Annotated in this window: 26 protein-coding genes and 2 pseudogenes; 12 read left to right on the plus strand and 16 right to left on the minus strand. The window is 69.7% G+C overall.

Annotated elements, in window-relative coordinates; translation table 11 throughout:
* Window positions 1-881: 881 nt before the first annotated feature.
* From ACFYZL_RS38760 to ACFYZL_RS38785, 6 genes are all read right to left on the minus strand, one after another.
* Window positions 882-1,217 carry an ArsR/SmtB family transcription factor gene (locus ACFYZL_RS38760; RefSeq protein ID WP_388685733.1) on the minus strand — a complete coding sequence of 112 codons (336 nt, stop codon included), beginning with the start codon at window positions 1,215-1,217 and terminating at the stop codon, window positions 882-884.
* A 175-nt stretch (window positions 1,218-1,392) separates the two neighbouring features.
* A complete protein-coding gene (locus ACFYZL_RS38765) occupies window positions 1,393-1,566 on the minus strand; it encodes a hypothetical protein (protein WP_384757504.1) in 174 nt (57 codons plus the stop codon).
* 16 nt (window positions 1,567-1,582) lie between these two features.
* Window positions 1,583-1,987 (minus strand): ATP-binding protein, encoded by a 405-nt coding sequence (locus tag ACFYZL_RS38770; protein WP_384757531.1) that lies wholly within the window; start codon window positions 1,985-1,987, stop codon window positions 1,583-1,585.
* Window positions 1,988-2,004: 17 nt separating this feature from the next.
* Window positions 2,005-2,427 carry a pyridoxamine 5'-phosphate oxidase family protein gene (locus ACFYZL_RS38775; RefSeq protein ID WP_384757507.1) on the minus strand — a complete coding sequence of 141 codons (423 nt, stop codon included), beginning with the start codon at window positions 2,425-2,427 and terminating at the stop codon, window positions 2,005-2,007.
* Entirely contained in the window at window positions 2,424-4,157 is a 1,734-nt protein-coding gene (locus tag ACFYZL_RS38780; RefSeq protein WP_388685737.1) for a SulP family inorganic anion transporter, read from the minus strand. Before ACFYZL_RS38780 ends, ACFYZL_RS38775 begins: the two co-directional genes overlap by 4 nt.
* Window positions 4,154-4,495: an ArsR/SmtB family transcription factor gene (locus ACFYZL_RS38785; RefSeq protein WP_388685740.1), complete on the minus strand. Its 342-nt coding sequence runs from the start codon at window positions 4,493-4,495 to the stop codon at window positions 4,154-4,156. The genes ACFYZL_RS38780 and ACFYZL_RS38785 overlap by 4 nt, the downstream gene beginning before the upstream one ends.
* Window positions 4,496-4,771: 276 nt before the next feature.
* Between ACFYZL_RS38785 and ACFYZL_RS38790 the strand changes: the two genes are divergently transcribed.
* Complete coding sequence (locus tag ACFYZL_RS38790; RefSeq protein WP_388685743.1) at window positions 4,772-5,356, plus strand: DinB family protein; 585 nt, start codon at window positions 4,772-4,774, stop codon at window positions 5,354-5,356.
* 544 nt (window positions 5,357-5,900) lie between these two features.
* Here the strand turns inward: ACFYZL_RS38790 and ACFYZL_RS38795 are convergent.
* The gene (locus ACFYZL_RS38795; RefSeq protein ID WP_384757521.1) at window positions 5,901-6,116 is read right to left on the minus strand and encodes a chemotaxis protein CheC; all 216 of its coding nucleotides are present in this window, start codon (window positions 6,114-6,116) and stop codon (window positions 5,901-5,903) included.
* Window positions 6,117-6,298: 182 nt separating this feature from the next.
* Between ACFYZL_RS38795 and ACFYZL_RS38800 the strand changes: the two genes are divergently transcribed.
* Window positions 6,299-6,706 (plus strand): GPI anchored serine-threonine rich family protein, encoded by a 408-nt coding sequence (locus ACFYZL_RS38800; protein ID WP_388685745.1) that lies wholly within the window; start codon window positions 6,299-6,301, stop codon window positions 6,704-6,706.
* A 491-nt stretch (window positions 6,707-7,197) separates the two neighbouring features.
* Here the strand turns inward: ACFYZL_RS38800 and ACFYZL_RS38805 are convergent, their stop codons facing one another.
* On the minus strand, window positions 7,198-8,046 hold the full coding sequence (locus ACFYZL_RS38805) for a LysR family transcriptional regulator (RefSeq protein WP_388685747.1): 849 nt from the start codon (window positions 8,044-8,046) through the stop codon (window positions 7,198-7,200).
* A 104-nt stretch (window positions 8,047-8,150) separates the two neighbouring features.
* On the opposite strand from ACFYZL_RS38805, the gene ACFYZL_RS38810 reads away from it, so the two are divergent.
* Window positions 8,151-8,894 (plus strand): SDR family oxidoreductase, encoded by a 744-nt coding sequence (locus ACFYZL_RS38810; protein ID WP_384757529.1) that lies wholly within the window; start codon window positions 8,151-8,153, stop codon window positions 8,892-8,894.
* A gap of 564 nt (window positions 8,895-9,458) precedes the next feature.
* Here the strand turns inward: ACFYZL_RS38810 and ACFYZL_RS38815 are convergent.
* The gene (locus ACFYZL_RS38815) at window positions 9,459-9,731 is read right to left on the minus strand and encodes a hypothetical protein (RefSeq protein ID WP_388685752.1); all 273 of its coding nucleotides are present in this window, start codon (window positions 9,729-9,731) and stop codon (window positions 9,459-9,461) included.
* A gap of 222 nt (window positions 9,732-9,953) precedes the next feature.
* Between ACFYZL_RS38815 and ACFYZL_RS38820 the strand changes: the two genes are divergently transcribed.
* On the plus strand, window positions 9,954-10,883 hold the full coding sequence (locus tag ACFYZL_RS38820) for a hypothetical protein (protein ID WP_388685754.1): 930 nt from the start codon (window positions 9,954-9,956) through the stop codon (window positions 10,881-10,883).
* A gap of 59 nt (window positions 10,884-10,942) precedes the next feature.
* On the opposite strand, the gene ACFYZL_RS38825 is transcribed toward ACFYZL_RS38820, so the two are convergent.
* Window positions 10,943-11,170 (minus strand): hypothetical protein, encoded by a 228-nt coding sequence (locus ACFYZL_RS38825; RefSeq protein WP_388685756.1) that lies wholly within the window; start codon window positions 11,168-11,170, stop codon window positions 10,943-10,945.
* A 159-nt stretch (window positions 11,171-11,329) separates the two neighbouring features.
* Here ACFYZL_RS38825 and ACFYZL_RS38830 point away from each other — a divergent pair, with 159 nt between their 5' ends.
* Window positions 11,330-12,661, plus strand: coding sequence for a helix-turn-helix domain-containing protein (locus ACFYZL_RS38830; RefSeq protein WP_388685759.1), 1,332 nt, complete (start codon window positions 11,330-11,332; stop codon window positions 12,659-12,661).
* A gap of 39 nt (window positions 12,662-12,700) precedes the next feature.
* Window positions 12,701-13,081, plus strand: coding sequence for a hypothetical protein (locus ACFYZL_RS38835; RefSeq protein WP_388685761.1), 381 nt, complete (start codon window positions 12,701-12,703; stop codon window positions 13,079-13,081).
* 16 nt (window positions 13,082-13,097) lie between these two features.
* Here the strand turns inward: ACFYZL_RS38835 and ACFYZL_RS38840 are convergent, their stop codons facing one another.
* Both ACFYZL_RS38840 and ACFYZL_RS38845 read right to left on the minus strand, forming a co-directional pair.
* Complete coding sequence (locus ACFYZL_RS38840) at window positions 13,098-13,706, minus strand: hypothetical protein (protein ID WP_388685764.1); 609 nt, start codon at window positions 13,704-13,706, stop codon at window positions 13,098-13,100.
* Between the two features lie 213 nt (window positions 13,707-13,919).
* Window positions 13,920-14,699: a TIGR04222 domain-containing membrane protein gene (locus ACFYZL_RS38845; RefSeq protein WP_388685766.1), complete on the minus strand. Its 780-nt coding sequence runs from the start codon at window positions 14,697-14,699 to the stop codon at window positions 13,920-13,922.
* Window positions 14,700-15,543: 844 nt separating this feature from the next.
* Between ACFYZL_RS38845 and ACFYZL_RS38850 the strand changes: the two genes are divergently transcribed.
* The gene (locus ACFYZL_RS38850; RefSeq protein ID WP_388685769.1) at window positions 15,544-16,374 is read left to right on the plus strand and encodes a protein kinase; all 831 of its coding nucleotides are present in this window, start codon (window positions 15,544-15,546) and stop codon (window positions 16,372-16,374) included.
* Here ACFYZL_RS38850 and ACFYZL_RS38855 read toward each other — a convergent pair.
* The 3 genes and pseudogenes from ACFYZL_RS38855 to ACFYZL_RS38865 form a co-directional block, all read right to left on the minus strand.
* Entirely contained in the window at window positions 16,355-16,564 is a 210-nt protein-coding gene (locus ACFYZL_RS38855) for a WD40 repeat domain-containing protein (protein ID WP_388685804.1), read from the minus strand. The two genes, ACFYZL_RS38850 and ACFYZL_RS38855, sit on opposite strands and share 20 nt — an antisense overlap.
* A pseudogene (locus ACFYZL_RS38860) lies at window positions 16,556-16,669 on the minus strand (IS5/IS1182 family transposase); the annotation flags it as partial. The gene ACFYZL_RS38855 and the pseudogene ACFYZL_RS38860, both read right to left, overlap by 9 nt.
* Window positions 16,670-17,166: 497 nt before the next feature.
* Window positions 17,167-17,571: a RidA family protein gene (locus tag ACFYZL_RS38865; RefSeq protein ID WP_388685771.1), complete on the minus strand. Its 405-nt coding sequence runs from the start codon at window positions 17,569-17,571 to the stop codon at window positions 17,167-17,169.
* Window positions 17,572-18,093: 522 nt separating this feature from the next.
* On the opposite strand from ACFYZL_RS38865, the gene ACFYZL_RS38870 reads away from it, so the two are divergent.
* Window positions 18,094-18,222 (plus strand): hypothetical protein, encoded by a 129-nt coding sequence (locus tag ACFYZL_RS38870; RefSeq protein ID WP_384756833.1) that lies wholly within the window; start codon window positions 18,094-18,096, stop codon window positions 18,220-18,222.
* Between the two features lie 21 nt (window positions 18,223-18,243).
* Here ACFYZL_RS38870 and ACFYZL_RS38875 read toward each other — a convergent pair whose 3' ends face one another.
* Window positions 18,244-18,807: a carboxymuconolactone decarboxylase family protein gene (locus ACFYZL_RS38875; RefSeq protein WP_388685773.1), complete on the minus strand. Its 564-nt coding sequence runs from the start codon at window positions 18,805-18,807 to the stop codon at window positions 18,244-18,246.
* Window positions 18,808-18,922: 115 nt separating this feature from the next.
* Here ACFYZL_RS38875 and ACFYZL_RS38880 point away from each other — a divergent pair, with 115 nt between their 5' ends.
* The 4 genes and pseudogenes from ACFYZL_RS38880 (at window position 18,923) to ACFYZL_RS38895 (ending at window position 21,507) form a co-directional block, all read left to right on the plus strand.
* Window positions 18,923-19,210 carry a winged helix-turn-helix transcriptional regulator gene (locus ACFYZL_RS38880; RefSeq protein ID WP_388685775.1) on the plus strand — a complete coding sequence of 96 codons (288 nt, stop codon included), beginning with the start codon at window positions 18,923-18,925 and terminating at the stop codon, window positions 19,208-19,210.
* A 193-nt stretch (window positions 19,211-19,403) separates the two neighbouring features.
* The gene (locus ACFYZL_RS38885; RefSeq protein WP_388685777.1) at window positions 19,404-19,985 is read left to right on the plus strand and encodes a class I SAM-dependent methyltransferase; all 582 of its coding nucleotides are present in this window, start codon (window positions 19,404-19,406) and stop codon (window positions 19,983-19,985) included.
* Window positions 19,986-20,223: 238 nt separating this feature from the next.
* Window positions 20,224-20,637 (plus strand): annotated as a pseudogene (locus ACFYZL_RS38890) (hypothetical protein); the annotation flags it as partial.
* Window positions 20,638-20,643: 6 nt separating this feature from the next.
* Window positions 20,644-21,507, plus strand: a complete 864-nt coding sequence (locus ACFYZL_RS38895; protein ID WP_384756865.1) for a Kelch repeat-containing protein — start codon at window positions 20,644-20,646, stop codon at window positions 21,505-21,507.
* The last annotated feature ends 70 nt before the right edge of the window (window positions 21,508-21,577 follow it).

Genomic DNA, 21,577 nt, shown 5'->3' on the forward strand with positions numbered 1-21,577 from the left:
CTCCCGAAAAAACACCCGCGGGGGCGTTTGGACCCGGGGGTCGGCCCCCCCCCCCCCCCGGGGGCCCCCCGGGGGGGGCCCCCCCCCCCGGGGGGGCGGCCCCCCACCGCCGCGTGCGGTCCTCCCGTCGGCCAGGCTCTCCCGAAGCCGGGGTGTAGGGGGTGAGAACTGTCGCTGGGGGTAGGTGCGGGTCAGCCGGGCCGGTCGTCGTGACGTAGTAGGGACCTGCTCACCTCCAAAGATCGGCGTCCCGGTCTTGCCGGCCCCCCAGGTCGACAGGGACCCACCGAACCGGCCGCCCCGATGAGCAGCATGAGGACGGGGCCGCCCAGGGCCGCGGCCACCCGGTGGACCCTCTCCGTGGCGATCAGCACGTAGACGACGGTGAGCACCGCCACGGCCAGCCACGCGGTGACACTCACGGCGGGCCCGCCCAGCCCTTGCCGGGCTGATGCGGAGAGGGGGCGGGGTCGTCATCGGCGCGGCTTCGTTCACAGGTACTGCCGCGAGCACCCGCATCCCACGAGGGCCGCCCCGGAATCAAAGTAGCTCCAGGCCCCCACCATCACCTGACGCCCCTGCCCAGCGCAGGGGCCAGCACCCGTCTTCACGACCGACACGGCAGGGACCATCCCTCGGAAGCACCTGCTGTGGGCGTGCGCAGTGGCAGGCTCGGCACCCTCGGATCAGAACGGGCGAGACCCGTCTCGCAAAGCACTGCGCGTTCGGCCGCGCCTGGAGCCAGGCGTGCCACGCGCGGCCTACTGGGCAAGGCAGCGGCCGTCTTCCGGTGTCAGAAGCGCGTTGAACCCGCACTAACGGAAGACGGCCGCCGTATGTGGGGTGCGGGTCCGTCAGGCCCGGCACCATGGGCCGCCGTTTTAGGCTTGGCGGCCAGCCTTGAGGTCGGCCAGGAGTTCGGCCTGACCCTCCAGGACGCCGGAGAGGATGCCACGGGCGACCTTCAGGAGTTCGGCGATCTGGGGGTGGGTGATGCTGTAGTAGACGTTCGATCCCTCGCGGCGGGTGATGACCAGGTTGGCCTTGCGCAGGACGGCGAGCTGCTGAGAGAGGCTCGCAGCTTCCACCCCGATCTCGGGCAGCATCTCGGCGACCGCGTGTTCGCGTACCGACAGGAGTTCCAGGACGCGGATGCGGACCGGGTGCCCCAGCGTTTTGAAGAACTCCGCCTTCAGCTGGTACAGCGGCGTGCTCACTTGGGTACCCCTGCCTTGACTGCCCATCTCATCCACCCAGCCGTTCCTTCGCAGGGAGCGTCCGTTCGCCCCTCTTCACACCTTGCGACCTCCACAATTGCAGATCCCTGCAACTCGCGGGACCTGGCGGGGCGCCTTCGTGACGTTCGGCTCCCCCAAACGGGTCCTTCGCTGGTCAGGCCTTCTTGCGGAGCTCGGTCCTCAGGAGCAAGCCCTGACCTGCTTGGTGTTGCACCCGACCTCGCCGGGGCGGGAGGTGAGGGCGGTCGGTTGCGTCCGCGCCGAGATATCCGGCCAGGGACAACACGCCCAGGTCCTGGCGGGTGGTGTAGCGCCATTCGATCGTCATCGTCAGCTCCTCGGCTTCACAGGGGAAGGGTGATCCAGATGGCCTTGCCACGCCCGTCCGCATCCGCCTGTACGACGGCGGTGCCGCCGAGCTCCATCGTCATTTCGACCACCGTGGCCAGGCCGCTGCCCGGAGCGGTGGCGAGTGCACCGAACAGGGCGGGCTGGTAGGGGTGGCGGTCGTGGACGGCGAACGCAAAGACCTCCGGCCCGTGCGCGTACGTGACCGTGATCGTCGGGGACAGGACAGCGGCGTGACGGACAGCGTTGGTGACCAGCTCGGCCAGGATCAACAGGGCCGGGCCCACACTCGGATGGCGAAGTCCCACCCCGCACTCCACCAGGACCAGTTCGGTGGTCTCGCGGGCGATGCGCACGGCCGATCCCATGGCCGGCACGTCCAGGACGTGCTGGTAGGGCATCGTCCGGACATGGACGCTCACCGGCCCGCCTCCGAAACCGTGCGGGCCAGGCGGAACCCTGACAGCTGCTGCGGGTGCAGGCGCAGCAGGGTGTCGTGCGGGCCGTGCGCCCAGCCGGGCAGGGTGCGGCGGTAGTGGGCGGCTTCGTCCGGGTCTGCGATGACATCCGCCGGGCCGTGGGCGGTCACTGTCCAGCCGGTGCCGCCCGGACTGCGGATCTCATCGACCTGGTAGGCCAGCATGGCCCGGCTGGGGATGGAGGCGGCCTGCACGGGGGCTCGAACGACGAGGCGCCCGTATTCCATCACGTGCGCGGCCGGCCGGATGACGGCCAGCTCCCGCTGGACGTACACCAAACGGCCTTGGGAGGAGCCTTCGAGGAGCCACAGGGCCTCGGTGCCGGAGACCTCGATCATGCGGAGGTCGGCGGGGACGGTCATCGCGGGGCCTTTCGAATGCGGTGCGGTCGGTGATGCGTACGGGGCAGCAGGCCTGCCTGCTCCAGGTGTTTGCGGGCCCCGGCAATCGCCTCCGGGGTGGTGGCGTACTCGCGGCCCTCCAGACGCAGCAGGTCCAGGGCGCCGACCGCGTCCAGGGCCTGACGCTGGCCGGACCGGATACCGGAGGTCATCACGGCGATGCCGCGCCGGTTCAGCTTCTCCACCGCGTCTTTGAGGACGAGGGCGCCGGTGGCGTCCAGGGTGGTCACTCTCGCCATGCGCAGGATCACCACCCTCACGTCGGCGACCTCAGAGAGTTCGAGGAGGAAGCGGTGGGCGCTGGCGAAGAAGAGCGGTCCGTCGATGCGGTAGGCCACGATGTGCTCGGCCAGAAGGGCGTGTTCCTCCTCGCTGTGCTCCCCGGGGAGGTCCGGTCGGAAGTCCACCTGCTCCATCCGGGCCTGGTCGGCCACGGCTTTCAAGGCGAGGGCTCCCGCGACGACGAGGCCGATGATGACGGCGTACACGAGGTCGAGTACCAGAGTGGCCGCCGCTGTCAGCACGAGCACCGCGGCGTCCGACCGGGTCGCCTTCGCCATCGCGCGCAGTGAGCCGACCTCGACCATCCGGATCGCCGTCGCCAGCAGCACACCGGCCAGCGCCGCGAGGGGAATTCTGGAGACGAGGGGCGCCGCGGCGAACACGATCACTGCGAGCACCGCGGAGTGGGTGAGCGCGGCCAGCCGGGACGCGGCTCCCGTGCGCACGTTGACCGCCGTGCGGGCGATCGCGGCGGTGGCGGAGACTCCGCCGAACAGCGGGGCCGCGAGGTTGGCGATGCCCTGCCCGAACAGCTCCTTGTCCGGGTCGTGTTGCTGCCCCACCGTCATCCCGTCCGCCACGGTCGCCGACAGCAGGGACTCCAGCGCGGCGAGCGCCGCGACCGCGACCGCCGGCGCCAGCAGCGACCCGAACGCGGAAGCGTCCAGAAAGGCCAGGCACGGAGCGGGGAGCCCGGAAGGCAGGGCACCGATCGGGGCCGCCGCGTCGAGGTGGAAGACCTGCGCGATCACGGTCGCGGCGATCACCGCGACGATAGAGAAGGGGATCGTCGGCTTCCACCTCGCCCCGGCCAGCATCACCGCGGCGACGCCGGCGGAGAGACCGATCGCGGTCCAGTTCGGGAACGCCACGAACTCCACAAGTGCCTGCCAGGCCACCAGCAGGACCGTCTCGCCCTCCGGCTTGGCCACGCCGAGCGCGTTGGGTATCTGCTGGAGGCCGATCACGCAGGCGATGCCGAGGGTGAAGCCCTCCACTACCGGCGCCGGCACGTACCGCATGTACTGCCCGGCCCGCAGCAGGGCGAGCCCGACCAGGAGGACACCGGCCATCAGCCCGACCGTGAGGACGCCGCCGGACCCGTACTGGGCGACGATCGGCACCAGGACCACCGTCATCGCACCAGTCGGACCGGACACCTGGAGGTTCGACCCGCCGAACACCGCGGCCAGCGCCCCCGCGACCACGGCGGTGGCCAGCCCCGCTTCCGCACCCAGCCCGGAGGAGACACCGAATCCGAGCGCGAGCGGAAGGGCGACGATCGCGACGGTGAGTCCGGCCAGGAGGTCACGGCGGGGGCTGTGGCCCATGACCACGAAGTCGGCCCGGGCCGGGAGCACGGCGCGAACCCGGCCGGATGCGGAGGTCAGGAGGGTGGAGACGGTCATGAGGCCGGGACCTCGGACTCGCGCAGTTCCTCCAGCAGCTCGCTCTGCCCCGCCAGGACCTCGGTCAGGATCCGCCGCGCCGCCGGCATCAGCCGGGCAACGGCCCCGCCCGCCGGCCCGTACACGACGGTCGCGCCGTCACGTACCGAGGTGACGATTCCCGAGCGGCGCAGCACCGCGAGCTGCTGCGACAGCGCGGAGGGCTCGACCTCGATCGCGGCCGGCAGGTCCCGCACCGGCATCGGGCCGTCCTGCAGCAGCTCCAGAACCCTTATCCGCACCGGGTGCCCGAGCATCCGGAAGAACTCGGCCTTGGCCTGATACAGCGGAACCGGCACGGTCGCGCACCCTTCTCACCGCCCCCAGCGGGGCAAACGCCTGGTGCTCTGCCCGCGGCTACCTACGGACACAGCACCCACAGCATCTATGAAATTGCAGACTTCTGCAATTCAATGATTCTGCGATCCTCGGGCAGCTGAGATGTACAGTTCCTGCCCGGGCCTCGCCGAAACCCCCGTCGGCGGGGCCTCCCCATACCGGCCGCGAACGATCCAGCCCCTGACGCACGTATGCGATCTTGAGACCATGAGCAGCCCATGGCAGGGTCATCCCGCATGATCGATGAATTCGCGAAAGGCGACCTGCACGGGAGACTGCGGCGGGACCGCGAGGCGCTGCTCTGGAAACTCGACGGCTTGTCCGCATACGACGCCCGCCGACCTTTGACAGAGACCGGGACCAACCTCCTCGGCCTGGTCAAACACGTAGCCACCGTCGAGGCCAGGTACTTCGGGGAGGTCTTCGACCGCCCTTCCCCGGAACCGCTGCCCCGGTGGCAGGACTACAACGGCAGCGACCTGTGGGCGACCGAGGATGAGACCCGCGATCAGATCATCGGGTTCTACCGGCGCACGTGGGAACACTCGGACGCGACGATCAACGAGCTTCCCCTCAACGCTCCCGGCCACGTGCCGTGGTGGCCGGAGCCCAACCCCAACACGAACCTGTTCGCCATCATGGTCCACGTCCTCGGCGAGTCCAACCGGCATGCCGGGCACGCCGACATCCTGCGCGAGGGCCTCGACGGCCGGACCGGGGTGCGTCCCGAACACGAGACGCAGATTGACAAGGAAGCCCGCGCAGCCTACCGCGCGAAGATCGAGCAGGCCGCCAGGTCAGCCACACCAATCAAGGCTTAGCCCGTTTCCTAACGTCTCGACGCTCAGCGGTTAGACCTGATCAGAGCTTCAGCGGCCCGTAGGCGCCGTTCTCGAAGCCCGCCGGGGAGGGGGAGGCCTCGCTGCTGGTCCGCGGCACCGGGGGCGCCACAGGCCGGTTCCGGCTGGATACCCCGTGGCTGGGCCTCTCCGACGACAGCGAGGGCACCGACCAGCTGTCGGGCTGGGGCGCCGACGACGCGGACGCCGACGCCCTGGCCGCCCTGGCCGCGGGCACGGTCGGGCCCACGCTGACCCGGCCCACCGCGCCCGGTGCGGGCCCGCTCGCGATGCTCGGCGGCGTCCGGGTGACCGCAGGACGGGCAAGCACGTAGGCGCTCGCCGGCCGAGCGTGACCCCGGCGCACGCTGTCGAAGCCTCCAGGACCAGGTCGACGCCGCCGCGACCGTCATCATGACGCTCCTCGCCGGGAGCGCGTGTTGTGCGAGCAGTCCGCCGGGCGGTCCGCCGTCATCGTCCCCATCACCCGGAACACCGCGAACCGCCCCTGACCGGGCCCGGGTCGTTACACCCGCTCGCAGATGGCGATGTTGATCTCGACCAGTCCCTGCGGGAGCTCCAGCGGCACGACCAGCGACTCGCTGTCGACAGCCGGGAGCTTCGCGTCGGCTCCGGTCAGCAGGGTCGGCTCGGCCGGCTCGAACTTGAAGCCCAGGTCACAGAGCTTGGTGATCGCCCGGCCGGCCACCACGTTGGCTACCTCCGTGATGGTCGAGGTCACGATCTCCCGGTTCTCATCCGTGATCTCGTGGCTCGGATACTTCTCGAGGTTGGCCGACGGGGGCTGACGTTTTGTGATGCGAAGACCCGAGCCCTGCGTGACCGGGGAACGGCGCGACCGTTGAACAGATCATGCAGACTCTCACCGCTGCCGGTAGGCGAAGGCGGCTCCCGCTTGTGTCCGTGGCCGCACTCGTCATGGCGTACACCGCCGTCACCGGCCCGGTCCAGGCGGCCCAGCCTGCCGCCGCAGCCGCCAAGTTCTCCCAGCCCATTGCCCATGTGGTCTGGCAGGCAGGCAAGCCCTACTCGATCATCTGGACAGACGGCACTCCCGGTCAGCAGCCCCTCAAATTGATGAAGGGATCCGCCTCAGCTCTGCAGCAAGTCGTGGAGATCGCGAAGGTGGACGGCGCGGCCGGCAAGTACGACTGGGCGATCCCGGCAGATCTATCGCCCGACAGCACCTACGTCATCGCTCTCGGGAACCCGCCGGACATCGGGTACACAGGTCAGTTCACCATCAACGCCGAGGGCCCGACTACCGCTCCCGGCGGCCTGGCACGGCACCTCGTCGGGCCCCGCGATTGAGCCTTCCCCGCTCGGCTGGGCCACGCCGCGCACCCTCGTACTGGGGCAGCCGCCTGGACAGGCGCCAGATGCGAGCTCTCGGTTTCGTGACAGCGGTGCGAGCGACAGCGAGGCGATGTGCGTTGGTTCTGCGCGCGGGACCGCGGCGTGGCCGGGACACGAGGAAGCCGTACCGGGCGGCAGTGCGATGTCCGTTGGGGCCCATGGGCGCCGGGCCCGGGCGAGGACTGAACGGTTGATCGTGGCGTGGAAGGCCCCTGCCTGCGAGAGTGAACGCTGTTCACGCAGGAACGCGTCGCCGCGGAGTGCGTGATGCGGCCTGCGGTGCAGGCACACTCCGTCGTCCGCAAGACCTCCTGCGCGGCCTCCCGTGTCTCAAGCACGGCGAGCTCCCGCTGCACCACCTCGGCCACGAACGGCCGCCCAGACCCGGCGGACCCGTACACGCAGCCTCGAAGTCGGTGCGGTGTCCCGGCGTTCACCGCCGTCGGTTACAGGGCGGTGGCGGCGCGGACCAGTCCCGCGACCGCCGTTGAACGACTGTGTGGGGGCCAGGCGATGACCGTGGTGACGTGGGGGGCGTCGCTGACCGGTACGGCGGTGAGCCCGTCGCGCAGGCCCGTGCGGCCTGACTCCGGGAGGACCGCGCAGGCGCGGCCGAGGGCGATGAGCTGGGTGAGCTGGGTGTGGTCGCGCACCTGCGGTCCGGGTCCGTCCGGGAAGGTGCCGTCGGGGCGGGGCCAGCGGGGCAGGGGGAGGTCGGGAATGGCGGTGACCTCGGCGAGCCGCAGGTGGGGGCGGGTGCTGAGGGGGTGGCCTGCGGGGAGGATCGCGACCTGGCCCTCGGTGTGCAGGTCCTCGGTGTCGAAGCCGGCCGTGTCGTCGAAGGGCCGGTGCAGCAGGGCTACGTCGGCCCGGCCGGTGCGCAGCACCGCAACCTGCTCGCCCGGCCCGCACAGAACGACGTCGACGGCGACGGCGCCGGGCTCGGCGGCGTAGGCGTCGAGGAGTTTGGCCAGCAGTTCGTCGGAGGCACCCGCCTTCGCGGCCAGGACCACGGCGGGGCGGCCCGTCGCGGCGAGAGCGGCCCGGCGGGTGCGCCGTTCTGCGGCCTCGATGGCGTCCAGGGCCGCCCTCGCCTCCCGCAGCAGCACCGCCCCGGACTCGGTCAGGGCGACGCCCCGGCTGCCTCGCTCCAGCAGGGGGGCGCCCAGGCGTCGTTCGAGCCCGGCGATCGCCCGTGACAGCGGGGGTTGGGCGATTCCGAGCCGCAGCGCGGCCCGGCCGAAGTGCAGCTCTTCGGCGACCGCGACGAAGTACCGCAGCTCACGTGTCTCCACCCCGCCACCCTAACCGGGCCGGCCAGGAGTGATACCCAGGCGGTATCGCCGCGCACCCAGTCGGTCTTGGACGCCCTGCCCGGCGGGGGAGGAGCATCGGTGTCATGACTGAGACGAACACCGTGAACCACCCCAAGGTCGCGCTGGTGACCGGGGCCAACAAGGGCATCGGGTACGAGATCGCCGCCGGACTGGGCACCCTCGGCTGGACGGTCGGGATCGGCGCGCGAAACGAGGAACGGCGCGAGGCCGCCGTGGACAAGCTCCGCGCGGCCGGCGCCGACGTGTTCGGCGTGCCCCTGGACGTGACCGACGACGCGAGCGTGTCCGCGGCGGCCCGGCTGATCGAGGAGCAGGCCGGGCGACTGGATGCGCTCGTCAACAACGCCGGCATCACCGGCGGTACGCCGCAGGAGCCCACCACGGTCGACGTGGACCGGGTACGGGCGGCCGTGGAGACCAACGTGATCGGCGTCATCCGCGTCACCAACGCCCTCCTCCCTCTGCTGCGCCGCTCGTCGGCGCCGCGCATCGTGAACGTCTCCAGCAGCGTCGGCTCCCTCACACTCCAGACCACACCTGGCGCCGAAACGGGCCCGATCTCCATCGCCTACGCTCCGTCGAAGACGTTCCTCAACGCCGTCACCGTGCAATACGCCAAGGAACTGGCCGACACCCGCATCCTGATCAACGCCGTCTGCCCCGGCTTCACGGCGACCGACCTGAACGGCTTCCGGGGAGTGCGCACCCCCCAGCAGGGCGCAGCCGCTGCGATCCGGCTGGCCACCGTATCGGCCGACGGGCCGACGGGCCGCTTCTTCGACGACGAGGGAGAGGTCCCCTGGTGACGCGCTGCCGGTTCGCGCTACCACGGGGAGATGGCGTACGCGCGTCCTCGTGACCGGCGGCGTCACGCCATGTCGGTACCGGCCGCCGAGCCCGAGCCGCCGGCGGGCCACGAGGTGAGGGATCGAAAGCCGCCGTGCGTCTGTGACGAGTGGCCTGCCTTCCGGGTGACCACCAGGCTGCTTCGGGCCGGCCCTTCTGCCGGCCTGTTCGGCTCCGCCGGTGACGACCATCGAGCCTCGGCACACTGGCCGTGGCGGCGGGTGCCACGGCCGGATCCCCGAGCGCCCGGGGATGCACTGAAAGCGACCTCTGAGGACGACTTCCTCGAAGGGGGTCAGGTTTGTGGGCCCGGCGTGCTCGGGGATCAGCGGATCCTCCACGTGATGAGTGCCGCGTCGCAGGGCCTTCGTTGAAGGCGTCTACTGCGATGCACCGTGCGGCCCTAGCACGCGTACGGGGACGCCGTTGTGTTCGGCGTAGGCGACGACGTCGGCGGTGCCGCAGTATCCCCATGCCGGTTTTCCGTCCCACACGGCGAGGAAGCGAAGTTTCGCAGTTGTGAGCTACAGGACGCTCTGTGCGAGCCCTGCCACTCGGGCCGGCCCACTCGGGGGGAGCCGGACATCGGCCCCGCCGACCTCGCGTGGCGGGCCGTCGAGCGCGACGTCACCACTCTGCTGGCCGCGTACGAGGAACGCCGCCGGCTCCCGCAGCAGGGCGAGCTGAAGTTTGCCGCCGGCCTCGCGCGGATGGCCTGGACCGAGGAATCGATCCGGGCCGCCGTCCGCGACGCGGGGCACGATGCCCGGGGCCGCGACCGCTGCGGGAATGTTCATGGTTCCTCGCCTTCAGACGGGAAGCGGGGCGCCGAGTGCGCCCCGTTTGAACAATTGCGCAGTTCGCGGCGTTGCAGGACGGGCAACAGGAGTTGCCTGCCAGTCGGCAACACGGCGCATCGGATGTGCTGCCGCTCACCGTGTTGCCAGGTGCGGAAAGCCCGCGTGCGGGGCATGAAATCTGCCAGGGGCCGTGCGTATGCCGGCGGGGGAGGGGTTCTCTTGTCGGCAGGACGCCCGGGACAACAGCAGACCATCGCGTATGCCACGCAGCTGCAGTCCGTGCTGGAGCAGTACCTCTCCTCCCGCGGCAACACCGGCCGCCAGGTGGCCCTGGGGGTACATGTGGATCCGGCCACGCTCTCGCGTTACCGGCACGGTGAGCGCCTGCCCCCGTCCGAGTTCAACGAAGCGCTCCAGGCGTTCCTCACCTCCAAGGGCTTGCCGATCCCGGAGGCGGACTACAAGCGGCTCACGCAACTGCACGCCGGCGCGCAGGCGGCCAGCCTCAGCCTGACGCACCAGCTGGCCCTGAGGAGACAGGAGATCCATGAGCTGGAGGCCGCCAAGAAGGGGCTGGCCGAGGACAAGCGCGTGCTGCGGGAGCAGCTGGATGAATGCGCCCGCGACCTTGCCGCACTGCAGGACCGGACCGACCGGGAGCTGGACGACGCCGCGGCTCGCTACCGCACGACCCTGGAAGAACTCGACGCCGTACGCCGTCATATGACGGATGTCGTCCGGGAGAGGGACGAGCTCTTGGCCAAGGTGAGGCGCCTGCGCGAGGTGGAAGCCCTCGCAGCTCAGCGGGAACGCGCCCTCCACGCGGCGGCCCGCCTCTTCTGCGACCAGGCCAAGGACATCGACACGTACCTGCAGCAGAACGAGGAACTCACGCGGCAGGTCACCACACTGCAACAGCAGAACCTGTCCCTCCTCAACGAGCAGACCGAGCTGAACCGGAAGTACGTTGCAGCCCTGACACGGCAGGCCTCACAGACACCGGCGAAGATCAGTGGCTGGGGCTACCCCCACATCAAAGAGCCGGGGGAGGAGTACGGCCTCCCGCCGAACGATTCAGCGTTCTATTGCCTCGGTGTGGCGAACGTTCCTCGCCGAAAATGGCTCGCTCGGCTTCGGCGGCAGTCGTAGCAACGGAGTCCCACGCACGTGGCGTCATCGAGGTGCCGCCCGGGCCAGGGCGACGGTGTCTAGCGCTCGGGTGCGGGCGGGGCCTCGGACGGAGTCCGCCCAGGCTCTTCGGCCCGGGGGCGGTGGTGCCAGGCCGCGTACAGGCCGGCGAACGCGGAGGCATAGCCGGCGAGGGCCTCGGGGGAGACGTGGCCGACGAGGACGAGGACGACGCCGGTGACCAGGATCGCCAGGAACACGGCGAGATCTACGGGAAAGCTGCCACGCGGGGCACGACGGATCGGCACGATGGTTCTCCTCAGTACATGGAAGGTCGCAGGACGTCGCCCGCCGGGTGTGCCGCCGGAGCGGCGTGCGGCGGGGTGTGGTTCGAGCGTCGCGTCGCAGCGGCGGGTGCGCCATGGGAAACGATCTTCTTTCCGCAACTGTCAACTGGGAGAACGGACATGGCGGGTGTTGCCGAGGAGGGAACCGGCAGTGACGGGTCCGCGGGCGCACAGGCCCGGCCGGCCCGCCGAGGGCTCGATCCGCTCAAACCGAAGGTCTTCGAGAACCGCCGGCACAAGCTGGCGCTCGTCGAGCACCTGCGGTCCCTGATCGAAGCCGCGGACCTGAGCAGTAAGCACGTCGCCTCAGGCCTGGCGCTGAGCGCCTCGGCCCTGTCGAAGTACCTCTCGGGAGAACGGCTTCCGCACCGTTCCACGGTCGAGGCGATCATCCAGCTCTGCGGTGCGAGCGAGGAGGTCCGCGCCCTTACGCTGCGTCTGCACACCGCGGCTCTGGGGGAGGCAAACCCGGCGTTCGCCGAACGCCTGGTGATGGCCGACGCCTACGAGGAGACCCTCGTCCTGCACGACCAGGTCCAGGCCCGTCTCGAGGACACCCTCGGTGAGCAGCGCCGCCGGCAGGCCGACTACGACGACCTCCTGGCCCGGCACGAGACGACGAGCCAGGCCCTGGCCACCGCCGAGGACGACCTGCGCACACAGCGACAGCACCACCAGGAGGAAACGGCCCGCCTGAACACCCTCCTCCAGGAACAGCAGAACGCCCGCCGACGCGACCGCACCGCCTTCGACGCCCAGCTCGATCAGGCGCGAGCCGACCACGGGGAGCAGCTGCGCGCCCGGGAAGCGGAGGAAGCGCGCCTGCGCCAGGACCTGCTCGCACAGGAGAGCAAGATCCGGTCCTTCCGAGGCCTGCTGGAGGACTCGGCCGCCGAGGCGACAGCCCTGCGGCAGGAACGCGACCGGCTCCGCGTGGAGTCCGCACGGCTACGTGAGGACCTGGTGGGCCTTCGGGTGGAACTCGCGGCAGCCGAAGCGCGGGACGACCAGGCCGAGGACGGGATGCTCGCCCCGGCGCTGGTGGCCGTCGGCCAGGTCCTCGACCGCCACCCCGTCGCACAGGAGGGCGGCGAAGCCGCGGGCAGGCCACGGGTTGCCGGGGGTGCAACCCAGCACGGCAACCCGGAGGTGCCGTCGGTGGCGGCCCGGCCGGCGCCGAATCCGGCAGACGGCGTCGATGCGCTGAAACGGGCATCCGTGGGCTTCATCGTGGTCGGCATGGTGCTTCTGCTCATCGGGCCGTTCCTGCACACCGGCGGCCCGATGGCGGACTCCCGCGCAACAGCCGCCGGATGGTGCATCGGCAGCGGCGTTGTCCTGCTCCTGACCGGACTCATCCTCATGGTCGTGCGCGACGTGAAGAACACCCCTGCTGCCGTCGACCCGGACGACTCGTACGACTACACGTACAACTTCCCTCCGATGGTGTGAGCGACCCCGAGGCCGCGGTCGGGACAACGGAGGCTGACCATGACCCACCCCGCCCCGGCCCGGAAAACCGACACCTACGCCGTGCACCTGTTCTTCGAGCTTCGCGCCGGCGGACTGCACGTCGGTGCGGCGCCGGTACCGCCTGGTCGAGCTCGATACCTGCTCCGCCATGGTCCGTCGGGAGCACAGGCCGTTGTCGCAGAAAAACCGGCGGATCCGCAGGCGCAGCAGCACCCGCCGCCCGCCCAGCGGGCGTTTGCCGGTCATGACGGATGTTTAGAGCTGACCGTCACGAAATATCCGCCACAGCCGCTTTCAGAGATCCTCATCAGTATGACGTCAACCATGTCGCCGTTCAGTGAGACTGAGCATGGACGCACCGGATTGGACCTCCTCCGCCACCGCATCCTCCTGCCCTGATACACACCCGGCGTCACTACCGACTACGGGCCAGACCCGAACGATTTACGGTCCCGGCGCTGGCAGCCACCTCACGGCTGCGGTAGAGCGGGGCGAAGGAGACCAGGAGGAGGACGGCTCCGAGCGGTATGAGGTCCTTTTCGGCGAAGGGCAGGGTGGTGTCGATGAGGACCAGGACCGGTGCCCACGGCTTCAGGATCCGGCGCTTGGCGAGCTGGCAGACCAGGATCAGCTGGCCGACGAAGAACAGCAGCGGGCCGATGTCGTAGAACGCGGGAAGCACGCCGGGTACGTCCTGGATCCGGGTGAACAGGTCCTCCATGGCTGCCCGGTCCTCCGACAGGAACCCGACCACCAGGTCGATGGCGAACTGCACCCCGACGGCGACCGCTCCCGCCGTGCCTGCCCACAGGCCCACGGTGGACAGCCGGTTGCCGCCCGCCGCCGTGCGCATCGCCGTGAAGCCCTGGACGAAGAAGTGGAGCGCGCCGAGGAAGCACAGGTGCCCGAGGCTCCACGCCGGGCCCGGCCCGCGGCTGCCGTCGAGGCCGTCGACGATGCGGATGATGCCGTACGCGCCCATCAGAACGGGCGCGGCCAGAAAGGCAGTTCGCGAATTGATCATGAGGATGACGCTACTGATACGGGACCCTGACCCACATCGGGTACCAACCCCTGAGATCGCCCTGATAGGTCGCACGGACAGGCGCCCTGACGGGCGCGTGTAACCACCGCTGCGAACGACACCCCCCCCCGCAACTACCTGGCCTTCCTCGGCCTCACCGCAGCCATGTGCTGCTACCAACACGTCCTCCGCCTCACCGCATAGGACACGGTCTTAGCCCCCGCAGCTTGCGAATGCTTCGCCGGGGCCGCCTCCTCGGTCGATGGGTTCCTTCGGGGGGCGTGACAGCAGGCCGCTCTCCTGCGTGAACCGGGGGAGCTGGGCGCGGAGCGCGGGGGCGCCGAACAGCGCGACGCTCAGCAGGAGCGCATCCGGCTGGTGCTCAGTTGCCTGCCTGGCTTCCGCCTGGTCGCGGCGCAGCCGTGTGAGGAGTGCTTGGCCGCGCAGGGTGCGCCGGGGCCACACCCACAAGACAAACGCGCCGGCGTCGGCGAGGAGGTCGAGTATTAGCCACACCGCCGTCTGCCCGCCTCCTGCGGCCCCGAGCGGAGCGGCGGCGAAGAGCGGCAGCAGCAAGCCCCGTACGATCCATACCCGTCTACGCGACACCACCAGCCGCGCCCGTTCTAGTTCCGACTCCACCCCTTGGAGGGCACGTTGCACCCGCTCGATGCCTTCCAGGCGGCGCGGGTGCAGTGGCCCGTACAGCACGTGGTACTGGGCGCGGGCCACCTCGGAGCAGCCGCGCGGCAGCCAGGCCCCGCCGGGGCGGACGGTCCGCTGCCATCCGGCCTTGACCGAACCGGCCAGGTACAGCTCGACCAGCCCGGTCTGCGCCGCACCTCGCCTGCCGCCGCGCAGCAGGCCAGTCTGGACGGGAGAGAGCCGCCGGCCGAGTGCATCGGGCACGGGCTGTCGGCCGGGGCGAAGACGTAGAGCGGCCGCGATCAGCAGCAGGAGCCATGCGACTCCCGCCGACACTGCGTTGATCACGAGCACGGACACTCCCTTCCCTCTGGTTGCCAGAATGGCGCCAAACCGATTTGTCTGTCGGCTGGTTGCCGTCAAGCGTGCCTGGGATTCCGGTCCCCGGCGAGGCGCAGGCTGATGGGTCTGTTTTGGTACGAGGCCGGGCTCTCGCCGTCTGACCCCGTGCTTGCCATGTTCTCGTAGGTCGCCGACACACCGCTATCACCGCCTGTTCACCGACGCCCCCGTCACCACCGCCTTCAACCCCGGCCGTCTCCTCGACGGCGTCACGGCGCTGAAGACGGACCGGATACGCCTCCAGATTTTCAACCCGGTCAAGCCGGCACTCCTCATCCCCACCGACCGGCGGGTCGTCCAAGCGGACGACATCGGACTCCCGCCGGGCCACCAAGCCCAACTCCCCGCAGTTCGGCACTCGGTGAGCCGCTCATGCGAGGATCAGAAGTCGATGGTCGCGAACGAGGGGTGGTGTCCAAGGGGGATGGCACTACGGGGGTCCGCGCGAGAGCGGGGGAGGGGCGGACGCCGCCGAGAACGCAGAGCCGCCGAGGTGGCTGCCCGGCGATGTGATCGACGGGCATTACGAGGTGGTGTGCTTGCTCGGACGGGGTGGCATGGGTGTGGTGCACCTGGTGCACCACACGGTCTGGGGCACGGATCTCGCCGTGAAGAGTCCCCTCCCCGAGGTGGTTGAGTGTGCGGACGGCAGGGAGCGTTTCGTCGCCGAGGCCGAAGCCTGGGTGTCGCTCGGAATGCACCCGCACGTCTGCGCCTGTCACTACGTGCGCACCCTGGGTGGTGTGCCGCGCGTCTTCGCCGAGTACATCGCCGGTGGCAGTCTGGCCCGGTGGATCGCGGACGGCACCTGTACGAGGGAAGCGCTGATGAGGCTCTTGCCCGGCTCCTGGACATCGCGATGCAGATCGCTTGGGGGCTGCAGCACGCCCACCACCGCGGGCTGGTGCACCAGGACGTCAAACCCGACAACGTCCTCCTCGGCAACGACGGAATAGCGAAGGTGACCGATTTCAGGCTGGCCCGGGCGCGAGCCGTAGCGGCGGAACCAGCCCATGGGACCGACGACACCACCGGTGGGCTCGCCTCGCACGCAGGATTCGGCTCTCCTGCCCATGCCTCGCCGGTGCAGGCGGAAGGGCGGCGCCTGGGCCCTCGGTCCGACCTCTTCAGCTTCGCGGTGACCGTTCTGGAAATGTTCACCGGATTCCGCACCTGGGTGTTCGGAGCGGTCGCCGGCTTCGCCCTGTCCGACTTCCGCGCCCCAGGCGGCGCGGCCGCCGTCGGCGACGGCGTCGGCACGGGAGGGACGACCGACCTGCCCACCCGCAGCGGACCACTGCCGATGCCGGAGCCGATCGCCGACCTCTTGGCGCAGTGCCTGAGCCTCGATCCTGCGGAACGACCCGCGTCGGCGGGCGACACGGCAGACCGGTTGCGCGAGGTTCACCGACAACTTTTCGGCCGGGCGTACGACCGGCCGGAGCCCGTACCACCCGATCTCCGGGCTGCCGAACTGAACAATCGAGCCCTGTCCACGCTCGACCTCGGCCGTGAGGACGACGCGGACGCGGCCTTCACCGCAGTGCTGGAGGCCGACCCGCAGCATCTGGAGGTCACGTACAACTCCGACGCCCCGCAGGTCACCTTCCGTCGGGTGTGACCGCGAGGCTGTGGACGGGCCTACGATGCCCTTTGAGGACGCGCAGGAATCGGCCGGTGACCACGTCCCAGACCCTCACGGTGCCGTCGCTTCCGCCTGAGAGCGCGTAGCGTCCGTCGGCGAGGAGCCGCACCTTTCCGACCTTGTGTTCCCGGGCAGCTATGCAGCACGCACAGAATGCCTGGAACACCAGCCGGTCCGGATGCCGCTTGCGCCCGGGATAGCGAGAGCGGCGCTCAACCTTCGGCAACAGCGGTTCGATCACTGCCCACAGCTCGTCCTCAACATGATCCAACCACCTCGAAGATCATTCCGTTAGGAGTTCTAAGTGCGCCGGCCGCGCGGTCGCGGATCGGGCAGCAGGTACGACCTGGGAAGACATCGGCCCCACAGCCTCACTGCTGATGCCGTACGGGCCCGGTGAGGTCACCTCCGCCTCCCCCGCCCCTGAGCGGCCCGCCTCGTGATCGCAGAGTTCCCGATCAGATACGTACGCCGTCTCGTGGTGATGGGCAGGGCGACGAATCAGGCTCCCCTGGCGGATTCCAGGGCCGCGCTGAACGTTGCCGCTACCGTGGCGGCCTCCCCGGTCAGGCCCTCGATTCTCGGCCACTGCGAGGTTGTCAGCGGCCGTGCGGGCCATCTCCGCGGCCGGTCACCGTGCAGCGGTTATGGGCAGTGCGGCAGCCCGGGGAACGACGAGCCCCCGGGGGGCCTCCACCCAGGGGGCTCGTCCTGCTCTGCCCCTCCGGAGCGGGAAACGCAAAGGCACGGACAGGCCGGCCTCCTCACCTATGGCTTCACATCGAGACGCACGAGCGCGCCGATCTCCACGAGTTGGTCCGGCAGCGCCAAGTCGGAAACGCCCATGACCGTGCTGGCGGGCCGGTGCTCCCCGAAGTACTCGGCGTGGAGGCGTGCTGTCGTGTCGAAGTTCTCCCGCAGGTTCCTCACCAGAACCGTGGTCTCCGCTATCTGGCCACGCTCGGCCCCGAATTGCCTCAGGACCAGGTCCAGATTCTCCAGCGCGGTGCGGACCTGCAGTTCGAAGTCGCCGGCACCCACGAAGTTGCCGTGACTGTCATGAGACAGCTGCCCCGACACATAAACCGTGTCACCGACCTGAGTGGCCTGACTGTACCCGTACAACGACTCCCACGGCATACCGAACCCGAATGCCTTCACCTGAGAACTCATGACTCACTCCCTTGATACAGCGCGCGGGACCGTCAGTTGCAGACAGGCCCCTTACACGGAGAAGTTACGAGTCTGTACAAACGATGCTTGCCTGGCAGCGCCGTGGAAGTGTTCTCTGCGCGCACAAACACTCTCCGGCAGAGGATGAAAGAGGCTCAGCCAAATCTGCTTAACGGTCCACGCCGTTGCTGAGGATGAGCGCGCCAGGCACAGCCGGCATCCGCCGCTGATCGGCGGAGACGATGCCAGGGCGAGGGCAGCGTTCCGCAGCTGGGCCGCCCACGTCTGCCGGTCAAGCCCCCACGTGTACTCGATGCAGCAATCGCACTGCGGGATCAGCGCCACGAACGATTGCTCCGCCGCGGTCTCGACATCCGATTGGTGTCGATCTCGCGGTGGTGCCCTGCGACTGGGGGCACTCGTTTCGGCGGGCATCGCCGCGTCGGTCCCTGAGCGCAAGCCGCTGTCCGTTCACATAGGGGCCGAGAGTCGCTGCTTCGGTGTCTCCTGGCCGACCTCGCAGTGGTCGCCTTCGACCGACTCGAGGCCCTCGTCCGCAACCGGCTCAAACGGCTGCAGTACCGGCCCGACACCCTCGACGGCTTCATCGCCTGCACCGGCCTGACCCTCGATACCCCAACATCGCCCTGACGCGCGAAAGCCGGCAATGGATTACGGCGCGGCGATTGGCTTGGTACCGGGTTCCAGAGGCAGACGGAGCGCCCTGACGGCGAACGAGACGGCGTGGTACCAACCGCAGATCAAGACCAGTTCGAGTGCGGCGTCTTCATCGGCGACGGCGACCAGGTTCGCCCAGGTGTCGTCTGAGAGATCGAAGGTCGCGTGGAGCTCGTCGACGGCTTCGAGCACCGCACGGTCGGTTGCGTCCCAGCAGCCGTCTCCCGGCCTTCCGGTCGCGAGGGACGCGAGCTGCGTGGCGTCGAGTCCCGCCTTCTCGGCGAAGCCCGCGACGTGCACGGCCCACTCGTAGTCGGCGCCACAGAGCGCGGTCGTCCGGTCGATGACCAGTTCGCGCTGACGGAGAGTGAGAGCGGAGCGCCGAGAGAAGTAGTAGCTTCCCCAGCCCGCGATGGAGCGGGCGAGCTCGGGCCGGCGCGCCCACACCCGGAACAGCTGGATGGGCGAATGCCCGAGGAGCTCGAGGGCTGCGCCGGTTTCCTCGTCGTACGGCGGCGAGAGAGGTTCGATTCGCGGTTGCTTCGGTTTTAGAGGCACGATGGTACGCTAACATCGACGCTTCGGAAAGAGAAGCAAATGAGGGAAGCGAATGGTGGGACCAACACCCCTCCCGGGCCGACGGGTCCGCGGCTCACAGACGGGGCGCCCGATCATGGCGCTGCTCGACCTCCTGGGTCGGCGCTGGGTGCTGCGAGTCCTGTGGGAGCTACGGGACGACTCGACGCCGACGTTCCGGCAGCTACAGCAGCGATGCGACGGCGTCTCCTCAAGCGTCCTGGCAGACCGGCTTCGTGAGCTTGGACAGGCCGACCTCGTGGAGCACGCCGGCGAGGGCTACCTGCTCACCGGACAGGGCAGGACCCTTCTTGAACGTCTCGCCCAGCTCGACGCGTGGGCCGCTGACTGGCGTCCCAAGGTCAGGACTGACGACCATCCCTGATCTTGGCCGGGAATGCCGTCCAAGTGCCTTCCGGCTGTGGCTGGTCCGGAGCGGAGCCCCCTGGGCTGCAGCGCCGGTGCAAGCCCCGCGGGCCGGGCAGACGGGCCGGGTGGGTCAATCGGACTCCTGCGAGACGGGGACGGCGCCCCAAAACGTTGAAGATCCAAAGGAATTGGTCCGGCGCGGGTATGACGTGCTCTCGGAGCACTATGAGCGGGTATTCGGCAGCGAGACGAAGTGCGGATCGTGGATCGAGGAGCTGTTGGGTCGTCTCCCCGAGGCAGGCAGTGTCCTGGACATCGGGTGCGGCACCGGCGTTCCCGTAGCCGGGTCCCTGGTCGCTGCGGGTCACCGCGTAAGCGGCGTCGACATCAGTGAGGTCCAGATCGGCAGAGCCCGGGAGCTTGTGCCGGGCGCCGACTTCATCCGGGCTGATGCCATGACTTTGGAGCTCCCTCAGGGCGGATTCGACGCTGTCGTCTGCCTGTACGCCCTGATCCATGTTCCGGTGGAGGAACAGCCGGCCCTGCTCGAGCGGATCGCTTCCTGGTTGCGGCCGGGAGGCTGGTTCCTGAGCACCACCGGGCATCGGGCTTGGAGCGGAACCGATGAGAACTGGCTCGGTGGCGGGGCCGCGATGTGGTGGAGCCACGCCGACGCCGAGACGAACCGCGAATGGCTCGTGCGAGCCGGCTTTGACGTGGTCCACGAGGAGTTCGTGCCCGAGGGCGACAGCGGCCACGCCCTGTTCTGGGCTCGGCGCTCGCTGGGATGACAGCCTCGGGTCGCCGGACGGCGGCGACACCGGGCCTCTGACCGGGTGAGGATCTGGGGATGATCAAGGTAGCGGGCCGACGCTCTGGATGCTCGACACGCGCCGGTGGGTGATGACGCAGCAGGCCGGCTGGAGGAAGGCGTCACGGATGTAGTCGCGGATGTCCAGCGGATCCGTAGACGGCGGAAACCACGCCGTACGGTCGAAGCGGGAGGCCGTCCGGCCCATTCTCCGTGCGATGCGCGGTAGTCCGGGGGAAGCATCGTCCGTACACGTCCCAGCAAGGAGGCCGGCGTTGCCACGACCGCGAGCGGATGAAGCACCCCCACCTTTCACCAGGCTCCAGAATCCACGCAGTCCGGTGCGTCCCGGGAGCCGACTTCGATGGGCCCCCCTGTTGGCGGTCGCCACCGTCCTGGCCTGCGTACTGCCGGCGGCAGCCACCAACGGAACGGTGTGGACGACCCTGGCTCCGCTACCTGCGGCCCGGGACTTCCTGGGGGCGGCAACCGCACCCTGCCCCCCTGGCCAGACCGGCAATTGCGTTTACGCCATGGGCGGCCGTGACGCCCTCGGCAACGCCACAACCCCCAGTACCGTCTCGGGCCGGGCGGAATCGTACAACCGGCTCACCAATGCCTGGTCGACCGTACGTTCGATGCCCACACCCCGGTGGGGGTTCGGCACGGCGAGCGCGCCCTGCCCGCCGGGGCAGACCGGCACCTGCGTGTACACCATCGGCGGGTTCACGGCCTTCACTCTCACGGGGCCGGACACGCCCGTCGCCACAGTGGAGTCGTACAACCCCGTCACCAATGCCTGGAGCACCGTCAGCACGCTTCCCACGCCGCGGGGATCGCTCGCGGCGGCTGCCGCGCCCTGCCCGCCGGGTCAGACCGGCACCTGCGTGTATGCCGTGGGTGGGGTGGACGGCACCGGCACTGCCCTGGGCCAGGTCAACTCCTACAACCCCGTCACCAACGCCTGGAGCCAGCCGACTCCCCTCCCCACCCCGCGGTTCGGCCTCGCGGCTGCGGCCGCGACCTGCCCGTCCGGCCAGACCGGCATCTGCGTGTACGCCATGGGAGGCGTCGACAGCAGCGCCGCCGTCCAGTCGAGCGTCCGCTCCTATAACCCGGCCACCAACGCGTGGACCCCGGTGGAGCCGCTGCCTACCGGCAGGTATCTGCTCGCGGCGTCGTCTGCGCCCTGCCCGCCGGGCCAGAGTGGCACCTGTGTGTACACCGTCGGGGGCCGTGGCGGCCCCGGCTTCAATCCCCTGGGCACGGTGGAGTCGTACAACTCCGTCTCCAACGCGTGGACGACGCTGCCCGCGCTTCCGACGCCACGGTCGCACCTGGCGGCCGCCGTCATGCAGTGTCCGCCCGGCCAGGGTGCCATGTGCGTGTACGCCACGGGCGGCAGCGCGGGCACCGGCCTCCTGAGCGCGGTCGACGCCCTGGACCCGCCCCTGGACAGGACCGCCGATGACCAGGCCGTGGGGAGCGCCGCGAGCCCGTGAGTGGGAGCCCGCGACGAAACTCCGCCGATCCGCCGATCTATTGGCAGACTGCGCAGGCCCGATCCGGTGG

It is taken from the genome of Streptomyces sp. NPDC001717 (assembly GCF_042892775.1).
GTDB lineage: Bacteria > Actinomycetota > Actinomycetes > Streptomycetales > Streptomycetaceae > Streptomyces.

Coding starts and splice junctions, on each gene's coding strand:
- ACFYZL_RS38765 (WP_384757504.1), bottom strand. CDS start 1,566: ATGACGATCGAATGGCGCTACACCACCCGCCAGGACCTGGGCGTGTTG.
- ACFYZL_RS38770 (WP_384757531.1), bottom strand. CDS start 1,987: ATGCCCTACCAGCACGTCCTGGACGTGCCGGCCATGGGATCGGCCGTG.
- ACFYZL_RS38775 (WP_384757507.1), bottom strand. CDS start 2,427: ATGACCGTCCCCGCCGACCTCCGCATGATCGAGGTCTCCGGCACCGAG.
- ACFYZL_RS38780 (WP_388685737.1), bottom strand. CDS start 4,157: ATGACCGTCTCCACCCTCCTGACCTCCGCATCCGGCCGGGTTCGCGCC.
- ACFYZL_RS38790 (WP_388685743.1), top strand. CDS start 4,772: ATGATCGATGAATTCGCGAAAGGCGACCTGCACGGGAGACTGCGGCGG.
- ACFYZL_RS38810 (WP_384757529.1), top strand. CDS start 8,151: ATGACTGAGACGAACACCGTGAACCACCCCAAGGTCGCGCTGGTGACC.
- ACFYZL_RS38815 (WP_388685752.1), bottom strand. CDS start 9,731: ATGAACATTCCCGCAGCGGTCGCGGCCCCGGGCATCGTGCCCCGCGTC.
- ACFYZL_RS38830 (WP_388685759.1), top strand. CDS start 11,330: ATGGCGGGTGTTGCCGAGGAGGGAACCGGCAGTGACGGGTCCGCGGGC.
- ACFYZL_RS38835 (WP_388685761.1), top strand. CDS start 12,701: ATGACCCACCCCGCCCCGGCCCGGAAAACCGACACCTACGCCGTGCAC.
- ACFYZL_RS38840 (WP_388685764.1), bottom strand. CDS start 13,706: ATGATCAATTCGCGAACTGCCTTTCTGGCCGCGCCCGTTCTGATGGGC.
- ACFYZL_RS38865 (WP_388685771.1), bottom strand. CDS start 17,571: ATGAGTTCTCAGGTGAAGGCATTCGGGTTCGGTATGCCGTGGGAGTCG.
- ACFYZL_RS38880 (WP_388685775.1), top strand. CDS start 18,923: ATGGCGCTGCTCGACCTCCTGGGTCGGCGCTGGGTGCTGCGAGTCCTG.
- ACFYZL_RS38895 (WP_384756865.1), top strand. CDS start 20,644: ATGCCCACACCCCGGTGGGGGTTCGGCACGGCGAGCGCGCCCTGCCCG.